The sequence below is a fragment of the Micromonospora pisi genome (assembly GCF_003633685.1).
Classification (GTDB): Bacteria; Actinomycetota; Actinomycetes; order Mycobacteriales; family Micromonosporaceae; genus Micromonospora_G; species Micromonospora_G pisi.
In genome coordinates, this window is sequence record NZ_RBKT01000001.1 from 8590770 (window position 1) to 8611064 (window position 20295).

16 protein-coding genes and 2 pseudogenes are annotated in these 20295 nt (G+C 68.6%); 11 read left to right on the forward strand and 7 right to left on the reverse strand.

Annotated features, from left to right (window positions below; translation table 11 throughout):
* The first annotated feature begins 72 nt into the window (after positions 1-72).
* The 3 genes and pseudogenes from BDK92_RS37450 to BDK92_RS37460 all read left to right on the forward strand — a co-directional run.
* Complete coding sequence (locus BDK92_RS37450; RefSeq protein WP_211349518.1) at positions 73-855, forward strand: DUF1062 domain-containing protein; 783 nt, start codon at positions 73-75, stop codon at positions 853-855.
* A gap of 890 nt (positions 856-1745) precedes the next feature.
* Positions 1746-4541 carry a TIM-barrel domain-containing protein gene (locus BDK92_RS37455; RefSeq protein WP_121161149.1) on the forward strand — a complete coding sequence of 932 codons (2796 nt, stop codon included), beginning with the start codon at positions 1746-1748 and terminating at the stop codon, positions 4539-4541.
* Between the two features lie 202 nt (positions 4542-4743).
* Positions 4744-4983: pseudogene (locus BDK92_RS37460) on the forward strand (SAM-dependent methyltransferase); the annotation flags it as partial.
* 247 nt (positions 4984-5230) lie between these two features.
* Here BDK92_RS37460 and BDK92_RS37465 read toward each other — a convergent pair.
* Positions 5231-6110 (reverse strand): annotated as a pseudogene (locus tag BDK92_RS37465) (Tn3 family transposase); the annotation flags it as partial.
* 319 nt (positions 6111-6429) lie between these two features.
* Between BDK92_RS37465 and BDK92_RS37470 the strand changes: the two are divergent.
* Positions 6430-6822 (forward strand): Rid family hydrolase, encoded by a 393-nt coding sequence (locus tag BDK92_RS37470; protein WP_121162892.1) that lies wholly within the window; start codon positions 6430-6432, stop codon positions 6820-6822.
* Between the two features lie 15 nt (positions 6823-6837).
* Here the strand turns inward: BDK92_RS37470 and BDK92_RS37475 are convergent, their stop codons facing one another.
* On the reverse strand, positions 6838-7602 hold the full coding sequence (locus BDK92_RS37475; protein WP_121161150.1) for an SDR family oxidoreductase: 765 nt from the start codon (positions 7600-7602) through the stop codon (positions 6838-6840).
* 68 nt (positions 7603-7670) lie between these two features.
* Between BDK92_RS37475 and BDK92_RS37480 the strand changes: the two genes are divergently transcribed.
* The gene (locus BDK92_RS37480; protein WP_121161152.1) at positions 7671-8306 is read left to right on the forward strand and encodes a TetR/AcrR family transcriptional regulator; all 636 of its coding nucleotides are present in this window, start codon (positions 7671-7673) and stop codon (positions 8304-8306) included.
* Positions 8307-8403: 97 nt separating this feature from the next.
* Here BDK92_RS37480 and BDK92_RS39955 read toward each other — a convergent pair whose 3' ends face one another.
* The 3 genes from BDK92_RS39955 to BDK92_RS37490 are packed head-to-tail and all read right to left on the reverse strand — an operon-like array spanning position 8404 to position 10194.
* Complete coding sequence (locus BDK92_RS39955) at positions 8404-9075, reverse strand: hypothetical protein (RefSeq protein ID WP_211349522.1); 672 nt, start codon at positions 9073-9075, stop codon at positions 8404-8406.
* A gap of 17 nt (positions 9076-9092) precedes the next feature.
* Positions 9093-9614 (reverse strand): NAD(P)-binding domain-containing protein, encoded by a 522-nt coding sequence (locus BDK92_RS39960; RefSeq protein WP_211349523.1) that lies wholly within the window; start codon positions 9612-9614, stop codon positions 9093-9095.
* Between the two features lie 31 nt (positions 9615-9645).
* On the reverse strand, positions 9646-10194 hold the full coding sequence (locus BDK92_RS37490) for an OsmC family protein (protein ID WP_121161154.1): 549 nt from the start codon (positions 10192-10194) through the stop codon (positions 9646-9648).
* Between the two features lie 82 nt (positions 10195-10276).
* Here BDK92_RS37490 and metX point away from each other — a divergent pair, with 82 nt between their 5' ends.
* From metX to BDK92_RS37505, 3 genes are read left to right on the forward strand one after another with little or no spacing between them, the layout of a single operon-like run.
* Positions 10277-11515 (forward strand): homoserine O-acetyltransferase MetX, encoded by a 1239-nt coding sequence (gene metX, locus BDK92_RS37495; RefSeq protein ID WP_121161156.1) that lies wholly within the window; start codon positions 10277-10279, stop codon positions 11513-11515.
* Positions 11512-12849, forward strand: a complete 1338-nt coding sequence (locus tag BDK92_RS37500; protein WP_121161158.1) for an O-acetylhomoserine aminocarboxypropyltransferase/cysteine synthase family protein — start codon at positions 11512-11514, stop codon at positions 12847-12849. Before metX ends, BDK92_RS37500 begins: the two co-directional genes overlap by 4 nt.
* Before the next feature lie 5 nt (positions 12850-12854).
* Positions 12855-13334, forward strand: a complete 480-nt coding sequence (locus tag BDK92_RS37505; protein ID WP_121161160.1) for a CoA-binding protein — start codon at positions 12855-12857, stop codon at positions 13332-13334.
* 42 nt (positions 13335-13376) lie between these two features.
* Here BDK92_RS37505 and BDK92_RS37510 read toward each other — a convergent pair whose 3' ends face one another.
* Positions 13377-14615, reverse strand: a complete 1239-nt coding sequence (locus BDK92_RS37510; protein ID WP_425462331.1) for a D-alanyl-D-alanine carboxypeptidase family protein — start codon at positions 14613-14615, stop codon at positions 13377-13379.
* A 451-nt stretch (positions 14616-15066) separates the two neighbouring features.
* Here BDK92_RS37510 and BDK92_RS37515 point away from each other — a divergent pair, with 451 nt between their 5' ends.
* Both BDK92_RS37515 and BDK92_RS37520 read left to right on the forward strand, forming a co-directional pair.
* A complete protein-coding gene (locus BDK92_RS37515) occupies positions 15067-16029 on the forward strand; it encodes a LamG domain-containing protein (protein WP_121161163.1) in 963 nt (320 codons plus the stop codon).
* A 96-nt stretch (positions 16030-16125) separates the two neighbouring features.
* Complete coding sequence (locus BDK92_RS37520) at positions 16126-18171, forward strand: PQQ-dependent sugar dehydrogenase (protein ID WP_121161165.1); 2046 nt, start codon at positions 16126-16128, stop codon at positions 18169-18171.
* Between the two features lie 365 nt (positions 18172-18536).
* Here the strand turns inward: BDK92_RS37520 and BDK92_RS37525 are convergent, their stop codons facing one another.
* Positions 18537-18920, reverse strand: a complete 384-nt coding sequence (locus BDK92_RS37525) for a MerR family transcriptional regulator (protein ID WP_121161167.1) — start codon at positions 18918-18920, stop codon at positions 18537-18539.
* A gap of 49 nt (positions 18921-18969) precedes the next feature.
* Between BDK92_RS37525 and BDK92_RS37530 the strand changes: the two genes are divergently transcribed.
* Positions 18970-20163, forward strand: a complete 1194-nt coding sequence (locus BDK92_RS37530) for an MFS transporter (protein ID WP_170208836.1) — start codon at positions 18970-18972, stop codon at positions 20161-20163.
* Positions 20164-20295 lie beyond the last annotated feature (132 nt).

Below are 20295 nucleotides of genomic sequence, written 5' to 3' on the forward strand. Positions count from 1 at the left end.
CCTCCCCGTCTCGGTCCGCCGTGCCACTCGAAGCCCGCACCGGGTGACCGGTGCGGGCTTCCTTCACGCGACGTGATCTGCGACGTCGCGCCAGCCGGCTTGCTCCGCGCCGAGACGCCGGCTGCCCGCCACTGGATCCGGGAGGCACCCCCCCGGCGCGCCATCGCGCTGCCGGGCGCCTCCTGCCTAGACCTTGGAATCGCCGAAGCCATGAATAGTTCCCGCCATGTCCGCGTGCCGGCCGACGGTCGCGGACCCGGCATCGACCGCAAAGCGCTGTGGGTGGTCAGCGAGCTCGGACTGCCGACCATCGTCAAAGCCTGCGTGTCGTGCAGGTCCACCCGGCACCGTCCCACCGGGAAGATCCGGGTCAACGCGAACCACAAGCTGCTCGACGTGTGGCTACTGATTGGCTGCGACCTGTGCGGCCGCACGTCGAAGATCCCCGTCCACGAGCGTGTCAACGTGCGGGCGCTGGACAACGAGCGGCTACTGAGGTTCGAGAACAACGATCCGGCCATGGTGCGACAGCTGACCATGGACGCGACGCTCGCCCACAAAGCCGCCTACCAGCTCGACTGGACCGGCACCTGGCAGTTGGACACCGACATACCGTTCTACGACCTCCAGCGCGAGGATGCCGCGCCGCTCGAGGTCATCATCAGGTTCGAGCTCCCGGCACCCGTCCGGGTCGAGAAGCTGCTCACCGCCGGGTTCGGCCTGAGCCGTCCCGCCGTGCGAGGCATGGTCGACTCCGGGCGCATCCGCCTGCCCCTGCCCATCGACGCCAAGGCCCGCGAGGACTTCACCTTCCTTGTCGTCACCGCCCCACCGCTGTCACCCGAGCGGGCATAAGGTGCCGCCCCACGGCGCGATGACCTGCGCCGTGGGGCGGCCCGTACCATCCGGCCCGCCGGCGGTCGCGGTCGGCGGGCCGGCCCAGCGTGCGGCGGCTTACTTGAATGTGCTGGCCTTCGCCCGCACGGACATGCCTGCGTGCGAATCCCTTGCTTCAAAGACCTCCGCTTGGCTGTCCGCGACATCTAGCCTGAGCGACTACTCCCGCCTCGCGAGCAACGCATCCGCCCTCGGGGCCGGACAGCACCTCTGATCGCGGTCCGCGACGCGGACACCGAACCCGCGCCTTATCGCCCCCGTTGCACACCGCTGCCACGCACGCAGACGGGCGCCCCCTTAAGGCCGGGCGCGGATCGCCTGCGTCATGGCATCAGCCGACACAGGCGGGGCTGTCTCGCTAGCGGCTCTGGCTCACTTTCGGTGGTAGCTGGGAGTAGCAGCGCATCTACCTGAGCAGCACCGCTGTCCAAATTGGTGCAGTCAGAGCAGAAGGTGTAGCGGATCATGGTTGTGACAGCCAGACGGAGACCGATCAGCACCAAAGTGCCAGCGTCAGAGGCTCGCGCGGACGTGGACGATACCGTTACGGAATGTCACCACCGAGAGTGAGCCAGAGCCGAATGTGAGACAGAGCCCTTAAATCCACAGACCCTCCTCGCAGGCGAATTGAGAGGGGAGGTGGCGTGGATTTGTTGGCTTGGAACTCTTTGCGGACTACCACCGGATCCATCCGAGCGACGAGGGGGCAACGGGCGGCGCCTGCCGGACGAGTACGACCGCTGACGGAAGAGAGAAGGGACACCCCTCAAGACCCGTTGACATGCGTTTCAGTCCAGTGACAGCGTTGTCATCGACTCATTTCTTCCATATCAGACGAGGGGCGCATCTTGCTCTATCGGAGTTCACGGCGCCGCGGCGCGACAGCAGCCGCCGCAGCCGGCATTCTCATCACGGGGCTGATACTCGCTCCGTCCGCGCCGGCCCAGGCCAGCCACAACAAGGCGCAGGACGAAGCCGTTCGGTCGGGCGACGCACGTTTCGAGGTGCTGTCCCCGACCCTGATCCGCACCGAGTACCAGAAGGACGGCAAGTTCACCGACGCCGCCACGTTCAATGCCATCGGGCGCGATGATTTCTCCCGTACGCGTTTCACCAAGCACATCGATCACGGCTGGCTCACCATCGACACCGGTGCGATGACGTTGCGTTACCAGGTTGACTCGGGCACGTTCACCGCCGACAACCTCACCGTGCAGCTCAAGACCGGCAAGCAGATCGTGCAGGGCAGCCCCTGGGCCGGCCACAGTGCTCCGGACTGCACGTTCGGCGCGCTCTGTGAGGCCGAATCGCTGCAGCTGAGCGGTCCCGGCGTGGCCACCGACCACCGGGGATATACCGGACGCGGCTTCGCGGCCGGTTTTGCCTCGTCCGGCGACTCGGTCAAGTTCGCGCTCGCTGCTCCAGAAGACGGCACCAAGCAGCTCACCGTCCGCTACGCCAACAGCGCTGGCGGCGACGGCCAGACCGTGGCCCGCACCCTGACGGTTCAGGTCGACGGTGACGCCGGCCGCACGCTGACGCTGCCGCCCACCGCGAACTGGGACACCTGGGGCCTGGCCAGCGTGCCGGTCGACCTCACTGCGGACCGGCACGAGATCAGCGTCGTGCGGGGTCCCAACGACTCCGGCAATGTGAACATCGACAGCCTCGCGGTGGCCAACCCGGGTGATTCGTTCCCGGCGCCGGCCACGCCGCAGCCGCAGCCCCTGCGGTTCGGCACGCTGGGAGAGGCCGAAACCGGCGCGCTGACCGGCGGTGCGAGGCCCGCGAACGACCACAACGGCGCTTCCGGTACGGGATTCCTGGCCGGCCTGGAAAGCACCACGTCCGCCGACGTTCTCACCGTGACGGATGTTCCGTCCGCGGGTGACTACCAGGTGCAGATCCGCTACGCCAACGGCCAGGCCGGCTCCCAGCCGAGCCAGGCACGCACCATGTCGGTCACGGCGGGAACGGCGGCGCCGGTCACGGCGACCCTTCCGCCGACCAGCGGGTGGGACTACTGGAACACCGCCTCCGTCCCGGTCCACCTCAACCGCGGCACCAACACCGTGACGCTGGGTTGCCCCACGGATGCCAGCTGCAACGTCAATGTGGACACGGTCGCCGTCACGAGCAAGGACTCCCCGCTGCTCGCCCCGCACGCGCCGCTCGGCGGCTACCGCCGGGGCCTGGACGGCGTGACCGGTTCCGCACTTACCGCTCCGGGCCTGCTCTACCAGGACGGCTGGTACCTGCTCGACGACTCGGCCTCGGCTCTGAGCAACACCAAGCCCCGGCCCGCCGCCGAGCAGGACGGCTACGTCTTCGCGTACGGGCAGGACTTCACCCGTGGTCTGAAGGACCTGTCGACCCTGACCGGGCCCACGAAGCTGCTGCCGAAATGGGCGTACGGGGTGTGGTATTCCGAGTACTACGACCGCACCGCGACCGAGTTCCAGAACCTGGTGACCCGGGCCAAGGCCGAGGGTGTACCGATGGATGTGCTTGTCCTCGACACCGACGTCAAGGCGCCGGACAGGTGGAACGGCTGGAGCATCGACCCCACCCGGATCCCCGACCCGAAGGCGTTCTTCGACTGGGCCAAGAAGCAGGGCCTGCACACCGGCATCAACATCCACCCGAGCATCCTTGGCTCGGACCCGAAGTTCGCGCAGGCGCAGGCCACCGCGAAGGGCAAGCTGCAGCGCGTCGGCTGCAACGGCGGTGCCGACTGCTACGCGTTCGACTTCGGCGACCCGGACCAGCTCAAGGCGTACATGCAGCTCCACGACGGGATGATCCCGAAGGGCAGCAGGGGCACGGACTTCTGGTGGTTGGACTGGTGCTGCGACAACACGAAGTCCTCGCTCGCCGGGGTGACTGCGGACGCATGGATCAACCAGCAGTACGCCGACAAGACCGGTTTCGCGTTCTCCCGGGCGTACGGCGCATTGCAGGCCGGCGGCTACAGCAGCCCGACCCCGGTGTCGACCGGACCGTGGGCCGACAAGCGCACCACGCTGCACTTCACCGGCGACACCACCTCCGACTGGCAGACCCTGCAGATGGAGGTCGGCTACACGCCGGGCGAGTCGGCCGCGACCGGACTGGCCGCGGTCAGCCACGACATCGGCGGGCACACGGGCGGCCTGCAGGAGCCGGGCAGCGAACCGGGCAGCACGAAGCTGCCCGACGACCTCTACGCCCGGTGGGTCCAGTTCGGTACGTTCCAGCCGATCGACCGGCTGCACTCCAACCACAGCGACCGGCTGCCCTGGCAGTACGGTCCGGTGGCGAGCGCGTCGGCCAAGAAGTTCCTGAACCTGCGGGAGAAGCTGCTGCCGTACACCTACGCCGCTGCCCAGGAAGCCACGCGCACGGGTACGCCCATTGTCCGTTCGATGTACCTGGCATACCCGAATGAGCAGGCCGCGTACGCCACCGCCGGCTCCGAGTACCTCTACGGCCCGGACTACCTGGTGGCACCGGTGACGACGCCCGGCAACACCGCCACGACGCCGGTGTGGTTCCCGCCGGGCAACAGCTGGACCGACATCTTCACCGGGAAGACGTACCGGGGCGGCACCACGCAGAACATCACCACCACGCTGGACACCATGCCGGTGTTCAAGAAGCACTGAGACGACGGTCAGTCCCAAACCGGCACCCACCACTGCCAGCCTTTCGATGCCGGCTTCCAGGTTCGGGTCCGGACGCCAGCCGGGTGGGGCAACCCACCCGGCCGGCGGGCACCAGTTCGTCGGCTGGACCCGATGAGCGTCCCCTCGGACCGGCACGGAATTTCAGAGTCGATGTGACCGGCGAGGCCGGCGGGCCAGGGACATCCACCCCAGAGACCTGGCGTGCATCCCCATCGGGGCCAAGTCCGAGCGCGCGTTCCTCAAGCGGGTGGTCAGGTTCCTCGTCGAGGATGCCGGCATCCGTCAGTTCCTCGACGTCGGCACCGGGCTCCCCTCGGCGGACAACACCCACGAGGTCGCGCAGTCCCTTGACCCGCGCTGCCGGGTGGTCTACATCGACAACGACTCGCTCGTCATGGCGCATTCGGGTCCGCGCGGCAGACGCTCGACTTCTCGCAGTCGATCGATGCTGCGCGTGATGGGGTCTGTGGATTTAAGGGCTCCGGCTCACTTTCGGTGGTGACATTCCGTAACGGTAGCGTCCACGTCCGCGCGAGCCTCTGACGCTGGCACTTTGGTGCTGATCGGTCTCCGTCTGGCTGTCACAACCATGATCCGCTACACCTTCTGCTCTGACTGCACCAATTTGGACAGCGGTGCTGCTCAGGCAGATGCGCTGCTACTCCCAGCTACCACCGAAAGTGAGCCAGAGCCGTTAGATCCACACTCCCACACAGGCATCCGGGGGCGCGCAGGGACCTGAGCTGCTGTGCGCTTGACGGGGCGGGGAAGGTGTAACGCCCCAGCATGTTGATGTGCGCGTACCCGAGCGGTGACAGGCGGGAGGCGTCCTCGTCGCGGACCTGGTAGCCCTGGCGCGGAGCGCGGTGACGGCCAGGCCGATGTAGCGGGTGTTGAAGAGCACGACCGCGTTGAGGACGAGTCCGAGCGCGCCGAGCTGGTCTTCCTGTCCGGCGCGGTAGGGCTGCATGATGTCGCCGCGGTGTCCGTGCAGGATCTTGCGGGCCAGGGAGTGTCGGGACTCGCCGATGTTCAGTTGCCGGGTCACGGTACGCCGGTAGGTTTCGTCGACCGGGTCGACCATGGCCAGCAGGTGCAGGGTCTTGACGATCCGGCCGTACTCAGCCAGGGCTTGACCGAGCGGGGTGGGATGCCCGTCGCGGGTCAGCATCCGCAGCAGGTCGTAGGCGCGGACCTGGTTAGTGATCAGGGAGCCGGCCACCCGTAGCATGTCCGGCCAGTGGGTGATGATCCGTTCGAGGCTGACCTTGTTGCGGGCGATCGCGTTCAGCGGGCCGTAGTCGCCGGCGGCCCGGCCGGGAATGTCGGCACGCCAGAACCCGGTGCCGCCCACATCGGCGATGCGCGGGGAGAGCCGGTACCCAGCAGCCGAAATAGGCCGAAGACAATGTCCGAGTAGCTGGCCGTGTCGGTCGCCACCATCTCCGGCTTCGGGCCGGCGTCGAGGTTGAGCAGCGTGTCGAGGACGTAGAGGCTGTCGCGGACGGTGCCGGTGATGATGATCGCGCCGAGGCCGGCGAACTCCTCAACCCCGCACGTACCGGGTGTGGCGCCGCTGGCGCTCGCGTCCTCGTAGTGGTGACCGGGCTGCTCCCCGGCCGGGCCGGATCCACCCTGCTCCTCGTTCGGTTCGGTGTGCGCGCTCTCGCGGTTGCCGGCAGGTCCCAGGGCGGCGCGAGACTGCGCGCCGCCCTGGGACCTGCCACCGGCGTGGCTCCCACCCTCGCCGCCAGCGGCCCCACATCGTTCGGCGTCGGCGTCGGCCCTGTGACCGTCCCCGCGATCCACCTCGCCATCGGCAGCTAGGGCCTGTTCGAAGGTGCGGCGCCCAGGGGAGCATGGGGTGATGGAGCGTATGCGGCAGACGGTCAGTTCCGGGTCAGCGCTCGAACCCCGGATAGGGTTTTCACGGGCAATTCGTAAAGGTGCCCATGTCGCGGTTGCTGGCACTGCTCCCATCGGCGACGACGGAAAGACAGTGGGGCAGGGCGACGTCTACACCCAGACCGTCAGGTGTCTGGATATCGCAGCGGCCGCGCTGGAGGCAGTAGGGGCATCACTGGAAGATGTCGTGCGAACCCGCGTCATGCTGACCGATGTGAGTCGATGGAGGGAAGCCGCGCAAGCCCACGGGGAGCGGTTCGCATCGGTCCGTCCAGCGTGCACCTTTGTTGGGGTCGCATGCTTCATCGACCCGGACTGGCTCGTTGAAGTGGAGCTCGACGCCATCCTCGACTAGGTCGACATCCTGCTCTCAGGGGCGCGGTCCGAGGAACAGGCCGCCACTTGCGTCGATCACCTGACCGGTGACCCAGCGCGCGGCGTCGGAGGCGAGAAACGCGACTACGTCGGCGACGTCGTCCGGCCCGCCCAGGCGGCCAAGCGCCGTTCCCTTGACGATGAATTCGGCCAGGCCCGGCGCGTCGAAGGACGATCCGTTGGTCGCGGTCGCAGTGGCGCCGGGAGCGACAGCGTTCACCGTGATTCCTCGGACCCCGACCTCGCTGGCCAAGGTCATGCTCATCGTCTCGACCGCTCCCTTCGTCATGGCGAAGGACGTCTGGTTGGGGAAGGCGCTCCGGGTCGCCACGGACGAGATCGTGATGATGCGGCCACCGTCGCGCAGCAGTGGCAATGCTTGCTGGATGATGAAGTACGGCGCTCGTACGTTCACCGCGAAGAGGTGGTCGAACTCCTTCCGCGTCGTGGCGCCGAGCGGGCCCGCGGGCACAGCCGCCGCGTTGTTGACGAGGATGTCGAGTGGTCGCCCGGCCAGGCCCGCCTCGACTCCGGTGAAGAGCGTCTCGACGTCGTCCTCCACGCCCAGTTCTGCCCTGACCGCGAGGGCGGTTCCACCGGTACGTCCGATCTCGTCGACCGTCGCCGTCGCACCGTCCTTGTCCGTGCCGAAGTGCACGATGACCACCGCACCCTTCGCCGCCAGCCGGGCCGCGATCGCCCGCCCGATGCCGCGCGATGCTCCGGTCACGAGAGCCGTCCTGCCGGTCAGATCACTCATGCCAACCCCTCCCAAATGTTAGCTACCACCAAACTGGTAGTCACTACCAGTGCGATAGTGTCTACCACATGCCCGACCAGCACTCAACCCTGCGAGCCCAACGGAGAGCCGAGACGCAGCGCACGATTCAGGCGCACGCGGTACGGCTGTTCATCGAGCGCGGATACGACGCCACGACCGTGACCGACGTCGCCGAGGCCGCAGGCGTGTCGCCCATGACCGTGTATCGGCACTTCCCGACGAAGGAAGACCTCGTGATCGTCGACCAGCACAGCCAGCTCGTCGCCGAGCGGATCGCCGCGTCGTCGGCCGCGCAGCCCCTGGTTCGCCGCATCGGCGGAGTGCTCATCGACTCGGCCACGATGTTGACCGGAGGCCGTCACGGAGACGATCTGACCGCGAACGAGCAGTTCCTGCTTGCCCGCCTCCGGCTCATGATCTCGACGCCGGCCTTGCGGGCGAAGCACCTGGACAACCACTACGCCCTACAGCAGGCCATCGTCGACGCCCTCGGGGACGAGGTCACCGGTCCGGACATGGTGTTCCACGCCCAGGCGGCCGCCAGCGCCTGCCTGGCCGCCATGCACACGGCACTGATGCGTTGGGCCGAGGACGATGGACGGACCGAGCTGCCCGGATTGATCGCGAAGGCGCTCGCTGCCGCCTTCGGCGATGACACCGTCGACGTCCGCCCTAACGCCTGAGCGGTACTTTTCGAGGGTTCGTATCTGCGACCTGGCCGCATCCGGCAGGTCGGCTCCTACGACACGGTGGGTTCCGCGCCACGAACCCCGACGATCGTCAACGCGTGGCCAGATACCGGGCGAGGTGGGTGATCACCTCACGGGCGTCCTCTTCGATGCCGTAGATGAACGTGGACTTGCGCCGCCGGAGCACGGGTAGCCCCAGGGCGTACAGGCCGGGGCTGTCGACCACGCCGCCGTCGTGGCGCAGCTGCCCCTTCGCGTCGATCACGGGCACCTCGAGCCAGCGGTAGTCGGGTCGAAAGCCCGTCGCCCACACGATCGCGCGGATCTCGCCGCTTCGCAGGTCAAGCTGTAACCGCGTCGATTCGGGGACGCGTGTGGCGGCGAGACGTTCCGGAGGGTCGACCTCGGCTTCGTGTCCACGGGCCCGCGCCCACTCGTCGAAGGTGCCCAGCAAGCGCTCCATCTTGAGATCGGCGAGCGAGAACACGTTGCGCAGGCCGCCGGAGAACAGCGCCTGGCCGTCGCGCACGGCCGCCCAGCGGCCCACCAACTCGACACCTGCCGCGGCGAGCGCGTTCAGATCGAGTGTCCGCCGTTCGGGCGTACCGACGAGCTGCGGCGACGGTAGGCGTCGGGCCCGTACGAGGTCGTCCAGCTCGTCGTACCGTTGGTCCCAGACGCCCGACGCGTCCATCCACCACAGGACGTCCCGTCCCCGGTAGACGCGCGGCAACCGTACGTGTTCGCCTACCGACAGGGTCACCGGTCGTCCCGAGCGTTTCAGCTCGGAGGCCAGTTGTACGCCGGTCGCCGACGCTCCCACGACGAGGACGCCGCCGTCGGGGAGCTTGGCTGGGTCGCGAACGGGGTCAGTTGCTCGACGGACGCCGGTACCGCGTGTCTGATCTGCGGCACCACCGGGTGGTTGCATGCGCCGCTCGCGATGACCACCGCCCGGCAGCGGATCTCGCCGTGGTTGGTTGTCACGCGGTAGTCATCGTCGACGCGTCTGACCGACGTCACGTTCGTGTCGGTGCGGACGGGGGAGCGCGCGACGGTGGCGAAGCGCTCGATGAATTCGATGACTTCGCCGACCGCCATGTAGCCGTCGGGATCCGGGCCCTGGTAGTGATGGCCGGGCAGGCGGCTCTGCCAGTTGGGGGTGAGCAGTCGCAGGGATTCCCAGCGTTCGTGCCGCCAGGAGTTCGCCACCTGGCCGCGCTCGAGCACGACGTGGTCGATGGACTGTTCGGTGAGGAAGTGACTCGCGGCGAGGCCCGCGTGCCCCGCCCCGATCACCACCGCGGTGGTCTGCTCGATGGCTGGGTCCCTCTCAGGCGACCTCGACGGTCACGTTCGTCGGGTTCGTGAGGGCGTCGAAGACGGCGGAGCGTTTCTGGGACTGGGCCACCAACGCTTCGATGTCCCGCGCCGACGCGTCCGCGTCGATGCTGAACGTCACCTTGATGTCGTTGAAGCCGTTGCGGACGTCGCTGTCGACGCCGAGGATGCCACGGATGTCATGCTGGCCCTCGACCGTCGCCTCCACCGAGCGCAACTGGATGCCCCGGTTCTGTGCGACGGACGCGACACCCGCCGTCAGACAGCTCGCCAGGCCGACGAGGAGGTACTCGATCGGCGTGATGCCGTTGTCCTCCGCCGCGAAGACCTCGGGGTGGTCGGCGTCGAACACCGTCTCGGACTTGTGGGCCTGTTCCTGCCCGAGACCGAAGAAGTTCTGCACCGTCGTGGTGCTGTGCACGCCGTTGCGCCACGTGGAGGACGCCCGCCAGGTGAACTGGGCGGCCTCGGGTGCGCCCTTCAGCGCTTGCCGTGCGTCGAGCAGTGCCTGGACGTTAACGCCGTTGTCGACAGTAGTCATGCCGTGTGCTCCACCTTCCACCCAGCTCGCCTAATTACCTATGGGGATGGTAGACAATAACACCGGGGAGAGGAGATTGGCTATGATCACGCCCGTGGCACCAGCCCGGACCGCCTCGGTCGGCACTGTCGAGACGCGGTACCTCGACCTGGCCGAGCCGGCGCAGTTGGACTGTGGACGGAAACTGGGCCCGATCCGCGTGGCGTACGAGACCTACGGCGCCCTCTCACCCGAGCGTGACAACGTGATCCTGGTGTGTCACGCGCTCAGCGGTGACGCCCATGCGGCGGGTCTGGCGAAGGAGCCATCCGGGGAGAGCACTCGCGACGGGTTCGGGGCGGCCGATCGTGATGGCACCGCCGGAAGAGGGCTCGGCTGGTGGGACGGAATGATCGGCCCCGGCAAGGCGTTCGACACCGACCGCTACTTCGTCATCGCCACCAACCTGCTCGGCGGCTGCCGCGGCAGCACAGGCCCGTCGTCGATCGATCCGGCGACGGGCAGGCCGTACGGGGCGGACTTTCCCGTCATCACCGTCGCGGACATGGTACGGACGCAACGCGCGTTCCTGGATGCCCTCGGCATCGAGCGGCTCGCCGCGGTGGCCGGCGGATCACTCGGCGGGATGCAGGCGCTCGAATGGGCGGTCCTGTTCCCGGAGCAGGTGGACGCCGTCGTGGTGATCGCCAGCACGCACGCCCTCCACCCGCAGGGCCTGGCCTGGAACGCGATCGCGCGAGACGCGATCATGCGCGATCCCGCCTGGCAGGGCGGTCACTACTACGGAACCGGACGCGCGCCGGACGGTGGCATGGGTGTGGGAAGGATGGTCGGCCACGTCACGTACCTGTCCGCACCGGCACTCGACGACAAGTTCGGCCGGCGGCTGCAGTTCGCCGACGACGTCCGCTACACGATCACCGAGCCGGAATTCGAGGTCGAGAACTACCTGCGCCACCAGGCCGACTCGTTCGTCAGGCGATTCGACGCCAACACCTACCTCTACCTGTCCCGTGCGCTCACCTACTTCGACCTCGGACGGCAGTACGGCGGCGGATCACTCGTGCGGGCCCTCGAAGGCATGTCGGCGCGGACACTGCTGATCGCCTTCAGCTCCGACTGGCTGTACCCGCCCTCGGCGTCAGAGGAGATCGAAGACGCGCTCCGCACCCTCGGCAAGCCGGTCGAGTTCCACCTGATCGAGGCGCCGTACGGCCACGACTGTTTCCTGCTCGAGGAAGCACGCCAGACGCCCATCATCCGCCAGTTCCTGGCCCACGACCGGGCTGGCAGCCGACGCCGAGGAAAGAGGCCTTCGTGACCGACAAGCACCTGCGGGCCGAGGAAGCCCGCGCCTTCGGATTCGAGACCCGGCAGCTGCACGCCGGGCAACGACCCGACCCGAACACGGGCGCTCGTGCCGTGCCGATCTTCCAGACGACCAGCTACGTGTTCGAGGACCCGGAATCGGCGGCGGCCTACTTCAACCTGCAGGAGTACGGGAACACGTACTCGCGCATCATGAACCCGACCGTCGCGGTATTCGAGGAGCGGATGGCAAACCTCGAGGGTGGCTCTGGTGCGGTGGCGTTCGCCAGTGGCATCGCGGCGCAGGCGGCCGCACTCTTCACGTTGCTGCAGCCGGGCGACCACGTGGTGTCCTCCACGGCGCTCTACGGCGGAACCGTGAACCAGTTCAAGCACCTGCTGCGCAAGATGAGCGTCGAGCTGACCTGGGTCGATCCCGATGATCCGGACGCGTGGCGGCGGGCGGTGCGGGCGAACACGAAGGCCTTCTTCGGTGAGACGATCGGTAACCCTGCCGGGAACGTGCTCGACATCGAGACCGTGGCGGCCATCGCCCATGAGCACGACCTGCCGTTGATCGTGGACAACACGTTTGCGACGCCGTACCTGTGCCGCCCGATCGAGTGGGGCGCCGACATCGTCATTCACTCGGCGACCAAATTCATCGGCGGCCACGGCACGAGCATCGGCGGCGTCGTCGTCGAGGCCGGCACCTTCAACTGGTCCAACGGGCGGTTCCCCGTGATCGCGGATCCGTCTCCGGCCTACCACGGCCTACAGTTCCACGAAACGTTCGGTGCCTACGGCTATCTGATGAAGCTACGGGCCGAAACCCTGCGGGATCTCGGCGGGGCGCTCGCGCCATTCAACGCGTTCCTGTTCCTGCAAGGGCTCGAGACGCTGTCACTGCGGATGCAACGCCACGTCAGCAACGCTAGGACGGTCGCGGCGTTCCTCGAGTCGCACGAACTGGCGACGAATGTGACCTATCCCGGTCTGCCGACGAGCAGGTACCGGCCACTCGTGGAGAAGTACCTGCCACACGGCGCGGGCGCGGTGTTCTCGTTCGACTGCGCCGGCGGCCGAGCCGGTGGGCAGGACCTCATCCGGGGCGTAACTCTCTGGTCCCACCTGGCGAATGTCGGCGACGCGAAGAGTCTGATCATCCACCCCGCCAGCACGACGCACCGCCAGTTGAACGATGACGAACTGCGGGCGGCCGGCGTCGCGCCGGGAACCGTACGCCTGTCGGTCGGCACCGAGTCGGTCGAAGATCTGATCTGGGACCTGGAGCAGGGTTTCTCGGCGGTCACCGCCGCGCTGGGGAAAGAGGTGGCGACGGCATGACGACAATGGATCTTAATCGATACCAGGACCCGTCGACGATCCAGCGCGTACTCCACGCCGGGCGGACCATCGCGATCGTGGGACTGTCGAACAACGAGCTGCGCGCCAGCTATTTTGTCGGCTACTACCTCAAACGGCACGGCTACCGGGTCATTCCCGTGAACCCCCGCGAGACGACGATCCTCGGTGAGACCAGTTACCCGAGCTTGCTCGACGTACCCGTGCCGGTGGACATCGTGAACGTCTTCCGCGCGCCGAATGCGTTGCCGGCGATCGCCCGGGAGGCTGTCGCCATCGGCGCCGGCACCCTCTGGTGCCAGTTCGGCGTGATCAACGCCGAGGGCGGGCGGATCGCGGAGGACGGCGGCGCGACGGTGGTCATGGACCGCTGCCTCAAGATCGAGCACGCGCGCTACCTGGGCCGGATGCACTGGCTCGGTTTCAACACGCAGCGCATCACGTCCGTCCGTACCGGGCTCCAGTAGCCAACGCCGCACCTTCGCTTACCCGAGGTCCGGGCCGGTTCGCTACCGCACGACTCGTCGACGCCGAGCACGTCGCCGGATCAGGAGCAGGATCAGCAGGATGCCGAGCAGGACGACCGGGGAGCCCGCCATCAGCAGCCACCCCGGTCGGGAGGGCGCCTCGTCATTGGCCCGGGTCTCACCGGAACCGCCGGAACCACCGGTTCCGGCGGCCTGGGCCGGGCCCTGTCCCCCGGGGCCGAGCTGGCCCCGGGACACGAGCTGTCCGACCTTCGCGGTCGCGGGCAGCCCGAATCCCCAGTCGAGTAGCGCGGCACCCTGCTGCCAGCCGGCGAGCGGCTGATTCTCCCCGCCGAGCACGGTGACCAGCAGCGTACGGCCGTTCCGTTCGGCAGCGCCGACGAAGCTGTGCCGGGCCAGGTCCGTGTAGCCGGTCTTGCCGCCCAACGCACCCGGATAGCGATGCAGCAGTTGATTGTCGTTCCAGATCGGGAAGCCCTTCGTCTTGTTCGCCGCCTGGGCGGGGACCTGAGCCAGTTTCGTCGCGGCGTACCGCCGGAAGTCGGCCCGGGCGAAGCAGGCACGGGCGATCAGGGCCATGTCGTACGCGCTGGTGTACTGACCGGGACCGTCCAGGCCGGATGGTGTGGCGGCATGCGTCTGGTACGCGCCGAGCTGGTGGGCCTCGCTGTTCATCGCCGCGACACCGCCCGCCTTGCCACCCGGTCCACCGCCCAGTCGGGCGAGTACGTTCGCCGCGTCGTTGCCCGAGTTGAGCAGCAGTCCCAGCCACAGTGTCTCGATCGAGTACCGGCCGCCCCGGACCAGTCCGACCGCCGAGCTGCCCGGCTCGAAGTCGAGATCCGACTCGGTCACGTCGACCACGGTGGTCGGGTCCACGTGCGGCATCACCGCCGCTGCCAGCAGCAGCTTCTGCACACTGGCCGGTACCCCGTACTCGTGCGGGCCACAGCCGCCGAGTACGGCGCCGCTGCTCAGGTCCGCCACCAGCCAGGAGGTCGCGGTTACCGCTGGCGGCGTCGCCGAGCCGGGCGGAGCCACCAGCCCCGGGGTGGCCAACCCGGGCCCACCGACCGCCGCGTGCGCCGGGTCGAGCGGTGGCGGCGCGGGACGGGTCGGTCGGGCCACCGGCGGGGTCGGCGTGGGGCACGGTCGGTTCGGCGTACCCGTGCCCACCGTGTTCGGGGGCCGCGCAGGTGTGATCTGACTCGTTGCCGCGACCTGCGCCGCCGTCGCTGCTCCGGGCGTACCGACAGTCATCACCGGCGGCAGCACCAACACGGCGCCGGCTACGCTGAGTACCAGCAACCCTCGGGCCATACTTCGGAGCGTAACTTCGACCACCCGTACGGGTGACGTTTTTGTGAACGGCCGTACGTCTCTCGCCTGACGACCGCCCGGGTTTCAGCATCGAGCCGCCCCAGGGGCACCGGCGTGGCACGCCCGGAAAATGTCCTGTATCGCCTGTTCGGTGTCGTTCCTGACCTCGACCGCCGGAACTCGACCGATTGGGCGAACAGTGATCTTCGGAGCCGAGGCACCCGTGCCCGAACCGCCAAGGGAAGGGCCCCCAGCAGCATAGATAGACATCCATGCGGCTAATCGATCACAATCAACCGGGTCGGCGTCTGGCTCCATAACTCGACGCGGTTCCGGCAAGCGCTGTGGTCGGCCTTCCCGGTGCCGCGGCACACGGAAGGGGAGGTGCGCGATGTTGATATCCGGACGTGCTGTCATCACCACCGCCGTCCTACTGGTGGTGGCGCTGGCCACCGGCGTCGCCGCGCCGCCGGCACAGGGCCGTGGCAGACAGCACCGCGATGTCCACCCTTCCCTCCGACCCGACCTGGTCGCCTTCTACGACTTCGACCACCCCGTCCGGGGCACCCCTGCCCGGGAACGGGACCAGGGTCGGTCCGGCACCACAATCGACCTGTTCGGGGGTGGCGCCGCGATGCGAGTGCCGGACCGTGCCTATCCGGGCAGCGGGCGGGCGCTGCAGACCCGGCAGGTCAACCCGACCGAGGCCGGAAACGACGACTGGAAGGCCGGCCTCTACTCGCCGACCGGGGTATCGAGCCTGCGCGCCTTCAACGCGGCCGCCGGGATGACGGTCATGGGCTGGGTCAAGATGACCGGGGAGAACCCGCGACCGAACTCCAACACCGCCAACCCCGACGACCGGTTCAACGCCATCGGGTTGGCCGGCGTCCTGACCGGCGACTCCGACGGGCACGCCGTCCGGGCACTGCTCGAACTCATCGACGTGAACGGCGAACTGCGACTGGTCGCCCTCGGCCGCCGGCTGGACGGTGGCAACTCGCAGACGTACGCGGCGAGCGCGGACTGGCGTACGTTGCTGCCGGTCGGCGAGTGGGTCTTCCTCGCCGCTACCTTCGACTTCACCAACGGCAGCCTCGCGCTCTACCGGAACGGGGATCCGATCGACGGCTTCTACACCCGGGCCGACGACCCGTGGTTGGTCGCGGGCCCGGGGGAGCACCGTACGACGGCGACGGATCCACGAGGCATCAAGATCGGTGGCAGCTTCCCGCAGGGCACCCGGGAGCAGAACCCCTGCGAGTGCCGGCTGGACTCGCTGATGTTCCTCGACGCCGTCGTCCCCGCGCGCGACGTCGGGAGGCAGTACCGATACGTGACCGGACGACGCTGACCCACCCACCACCGAATCCCGTCTGTCGAAACGGAGTGATCCCGCGTGCGCATCCCACCCCGTCGTGTCCGGAAACCTGGGACGACGGCCCTGCTCATGGCCGCCTCCCTCGTCCTGTCCACTCTGGTCGTCGCGGCTCCGGCCCAGGCCGCCGACGCCATCTACGACCCGGTACCGGACCAGCAGATCCAGTCACGGCTCGGGCTCGTCCTCACCGAGTACGCGGCGTTCCCGAAGTCCGAGCCGAATCCGGCGCCGACCGACCAGCGTCTCATGCGGCAGGCCCGGATCAACACGATCATGGAGGTGCCGGATGGTTCCGGTCGCCGGGCCGTACCGGACCTGAACGGCAGCCTCTACTTCGTCCGGGACGGCGTGCCGCACGTCTACCTGGACGTGGCCGGCACCTTCGCGCCGAAGTTCTTCTCCGGTCGTGGCCTCGGCCAGGGCTTCGGGTATGTCGCCTTCCATCCTGACTTCCGGCGCAACGGCACGTTCTACACAGTGCACACCGAGGCGGCGTCGGCCGCTACCGAGGTGCCGGACTACACGCAGAGCGGGGTCATCTACCACGGCATCATCACCGAGTGGACCGCCACCGACCCGGCGGCGGAGACCTTCGCCGGCAGCCACCGGGAGGTCCTGCGGATCGGGTTCGGCGGCCAGGTGCACGGCATCCAGGAAATCAACTTCGACCCGACCGCCCGCCGGGGCGACCGGGACTACGGCCTGCTCTACATCGCGGCCGGGGACGGCGGTCTGGGCGTACGCAACACCGACCCGCAGAACCTGGCGATGCCGCACGGCAAGCTGCTGCGCATCGACCCGGCCGGCACGAACGCCCCGAACGGGCGGTACGGCATCCCGTCGTCGAACCCGTTCGTCGGCCGCGCCGGCGCCCTCGGCGAAATCTACGCGTTCGGCATGCGCGACCCCCACCGGTTCAGTTGGGACCGGGCCACCGGCAAGCTCTACCTCGGCCACATCGGCGAGCACGCCATCGAGGCGATCTACGAGGTACGCGCCGGCGACAACCTCGGCTGGAGTGAGCGCGAAGGCGCCTTCGTCTTCGACAAGACGTCGACGGTCGCCTGTGAGAAGATCTTCCCGCTGCCCGCCGACGACGCCCGGTACGGCTACACGTACCCGGTCGCCGCCTACGACCACGAGCCGGCACCGGGCTGGAACTGCACCTCGGACGTGGGCGTCGCGGTCGCTGGCGGCTTCGTCTACCGGGGGCGGGACGTGCCGGCGCTACGCGGCAAGTACGTCTTCGGCGACCTCGTCGACGGGCGGGTGCTCTACACCGAGGTCGATCAGATGCGGCGCGGACGCGACCTCGCACCGATCCACCGGCTGGCGCTCTTCGACGCCACCGGCAGGTCGGTGCGGATGCAGGACCTCTCCGGCCCGGGGGCACCGGGCGACCCGAGCCGGGTCGACCTGCGGTTCGGCACCGACGCGCAGGGCGAGCTGTACATCCTGGCCAAGGCCAACGGCAAGATCTGGAAGGTCACCGGTACGCGGGAGTTCGCCGACGCGAACGTCGGCGACACCAGGGTCAGGGACACCATGCGCCCGAGCAACTGGGCGCCGGTCACCCCGGCCAAGTGGCGGTTCACCGGCAAGCAGGTGATCCTCGCCGAGGCGGGCGAGCAACGACCCGGCCCACGCCGCCCGTTCGAGTACGCGGTGCTGACCGCCGGTCCGGCACTCGGCGCGGTCGAGATCCGGGCCGAGGTACGGCTCGACACTCCGGTGGAGGTGACCAACCGTGACGTGATCATCGTTTTCGGGTGGAAGTCGGACACGCAGTTCTACTATGCGCACGTCTCGACCGACAACACGATCTACCCGCACAACGGCATCTTCAAGGTGGACAACGCCGACCGGGAGCGGATCGACTACCAGTGGAACGGGCGCTCGGAAGGCGCCGCGCCAGCGATCACCGACGCGGCCTGGCACGAGGTGCGGGTGAAGCACCTGCCGGCGACCGGTGAGATCGCCGTGTACGTCGACGGCGCGAAGGACCCGTTGATGACCGCCCGGGACACGACGTTCTTGTCCGGACGCGTCGGCTTCGGCTCCTTCGACAACATCGGCAGCCTGCGTGATCTGAAGGTACGTGGCGCCCCGGCCTGATCGCGCTGGCGCCTGCGGTGGTCGAGGGTCGGTCGCCCCGGTCGATGTCGTCCGGTCCCGCGATCGACCCCACCACCGTGAAGGACGCGGCTCTCTGTCCGCCCCTCGACCGACGGCGTCACCTCGCAGAGCGCGTCGAGCGCGCCCGTCCACGCGCTCTGCGAGGGAGCCGCGATGGACAGCGGTATGGAACCGCCGGACCCCGCGCACTCCGAGCCCTCGAGTGCGCCTCACCGACAGGGCGTAGACCGGACGGTAGGCCGCCCTCGCCCCCAGGACGAAGCCGAGCGGCGGCGGCGTTCTCGCGGGCGCGGACGAGCACGTCGGGGCTCACGGTGTGCTGTCGTGACGCGGCTGACCGGGGTCTACCCGGGGATGGGTGCCCGCAGCCGGTCGAGGTGCTTGCGGACCGCGGTCCGGCTCAGGTTCATACACGCGATCTTGCTGTCGAGGCGGGCCAGCTCGGCGGCGAAGAGCCCTTCGAGGCTCTCGTCAACGGCACCCGGACTCTCGTCCAGGGTGGCCGGTGGTTGCCCGGGTGGCTCGTCCTGGAGCAACGGGATGATCAACCTGGTGGGCAGGCCGGACCGGATGAGGCTGCTGACCAGCACGGCCCGCGTGACGTCGCTCTCGCGGTAGTCACGGTAACCGTTGGCCCCGCGACCCGGGGAGAGCAGGCCGCGCTCCTCGTAGTAGCGCAGCATCCGGATCGGGACCAGGCTGCGCTTCGCCAACTCGCCTATGCGCATGAAATCCTCCTTGACCCTCACATCGATGTCAGACTTTACGGTTTCCGACATGACCGCTCAACTGTCGGGCACAGCTTCCGACCTGTCCCGCAAGCTGCCCTGGTGGCCACTGCTGGTGCTGTCCGCGGCAGCGTTCGCCACCGTCACCGTCGAACTGCTGCCCGCGAGTCTGCTTCTCGAACTCAGCGATGACCTGGACGTCGCGGAGTCCACCGCCGGCCTGCTCGTCACCGCCTGGGCGCTCACCATCGCAGCTGCCAGCATCCCTCTGACCCGCCTCACGGCACGGGTACCGCGTCGACACCTCCTGCCGCTCCTGGTGCTGCTCCTGGCGTTGGCGACCGCCGGCACCGCGCTCGCGCCGTCGTACGGCTGGGCACTCGCCAGTCGAATAGTCGCCGCCAGTACGCACGGCGTGTTCTGGTCACTGCTGGTCCCGACCGTGGCCACCCTCGTACCTCCGGCGGTCCTTGGCCGGGCCGTGTCGGTGGTGCTGGCGGGGCCGGTACTGGCTGGCATCGTGGGCATCCCGCTCGGTGCGGCCATCGGCGAGGGCGTCGGCTGGCGCCTCTCCTTCGGTCTGCTGGCCGCCCTCCTGGGGGCGGCGTCAGCGGCCGTCTGGAGCCTCTCGTTGCAGGATGCGCCGCGTTCCGTCGCACGGCAGGCGGGCCGGGATCCGGCGATGCGGGTCGTCCTCGCCGTCGCGTTCGCCACTGGACTCGTGCTGACCGGCCATTTCATGCTCTACACCTACATCGCACCCCTGCTGCAACAGTTCGGCGGGTACGGGGCCGCCGCCCGTACCGCGCTACTGCTCGTCTTCGGACTCGCCGGTCTGCTCGGCATCGTGGTGTCCGGGCCACTGTCCGACCGGTTCCCGCATCAGGCACTCGGGTGGGTCAGCGCCGCCTTTGCGGGCAGTGCCGCCTCGCTGGCCCTGCTGCCCGTGAACGTGGCCGTGGCGGCGGTCGTCATCGCCGCGTGGGGGATGCTCATCGGGCTCCTCCCGCCGGTCTTCCAGACCCGCCTACTGCGCATCGCCTCGCCCGGCAGGGAAGCCGCCGTGGGAGCGGTCGGCATCACCGTACTCAATGTCGGCATCGCCGCCGGAGCGGCCGTCGGTGGGCTCGTCGTCGGCACCTGGAACGCCGACGGGCTGCCCGTCGTCGCGGCCGGCGTCATCGGAGCGGCCGCGCTCGGACTGCTCGTCTACGGGGCCCGCCGGGACGGAGTCAACGGATGACCGACAAGGCGGTACCGCGTGCCGTCCCAGGGTGCCGTCGGCACGGCCCACGGCTGGGCAGCGCCGATGGCAAGATCTGCTTCGGCATCCTGCCGCTTCCGGGCGAGGAATTCGACCCGGTCGTCGACCCGG

What these genes read in the sequence shown, in the direction of transcription:
- BDK92_RS37475 (WP_121161150.1), bottom strand. Translation starts at nt 7,602, where the DNA reads ATGAGTGATCTGACCGGCAGGACGGCTCTCGTGACCGGAGCATCGCGC.
- BDK92_RS37505 (WP_121161160.1), top strand. Translation starts at nt 12,855, where the DNA reads ATGGATCTTAATCGATACCAGGACCCGTCGACGATCCAGCGCGTACTC.
- BDK92_RS37490 (WP_121161154.1), bottom strand. Translation starts at nt 10,194, where the DNA reads ATGACTACTGTCGACAACGGCGTTAACGTCCAGGCACTGCTCGACGCA.
- BDK92_RS37520 (WP_121161165.1), top strand. Translation starts at nt 16,126, where the DNA reads ATGGCCGCCTCCCTCGTCCTGTCCACTCTGGTCGTCGCGGCTCCGGCC.
- BDK92_RS37470 (WP_121162892.1), top strand. Translation starts at nt 6,430, where the DNA reads ATGGAGCGTATGCGGCAGACGGTCAGTTCCGGGTCAGCGCTCGAACCC.
- BDK92_RS37510 (WP_425462331.1), bottom strand. Translation starts at nt 14,615, where the DNA reads ATGACTGTCGGTACGCCCGGAGCAGCGACGGCGGCGCAGGTCGCGGCA.
- metX (WP_121161156.1), top strand. Translation starts at nt 10,277, where the DNA reads ATGATCACGCCCGTGGCACCAGCCCGGACCGCCTCGGTCGGCACTGTC.
- BDK92_RS37515 (WP_121161163.1), top strand. Translation starts at nt 15,067, where the DNA reads ATGTTGATATCCGGACGTGCTGTCATCACCACCGCCGTCCTACTGGTG.
- BDK92_RS37480 (WP_121161152.1), top strand. Translation starts at nt 7,671, where the DNA reads ATGCCCGACCAGCACTCAACCCTGCGAGCCCAACGGAGAGCCGAGACG.
- BDK92_RS37525 (WP_121161167.1), bottom strand. Translation starts at nt 18,920, where the DNA reads ATGCGCATAGGCGAGTTGGCGAAGCGCAGCCTGGTCCCGATCCGGATG.
- BDK92_RS37530 (WP_170208836.1), top strand. Translation starts at nt 18,970, where the DNA reads ATGACCGCTCAACTGTCGGGCACAGCTTCCGACCTGTCCCGCAAGCTG.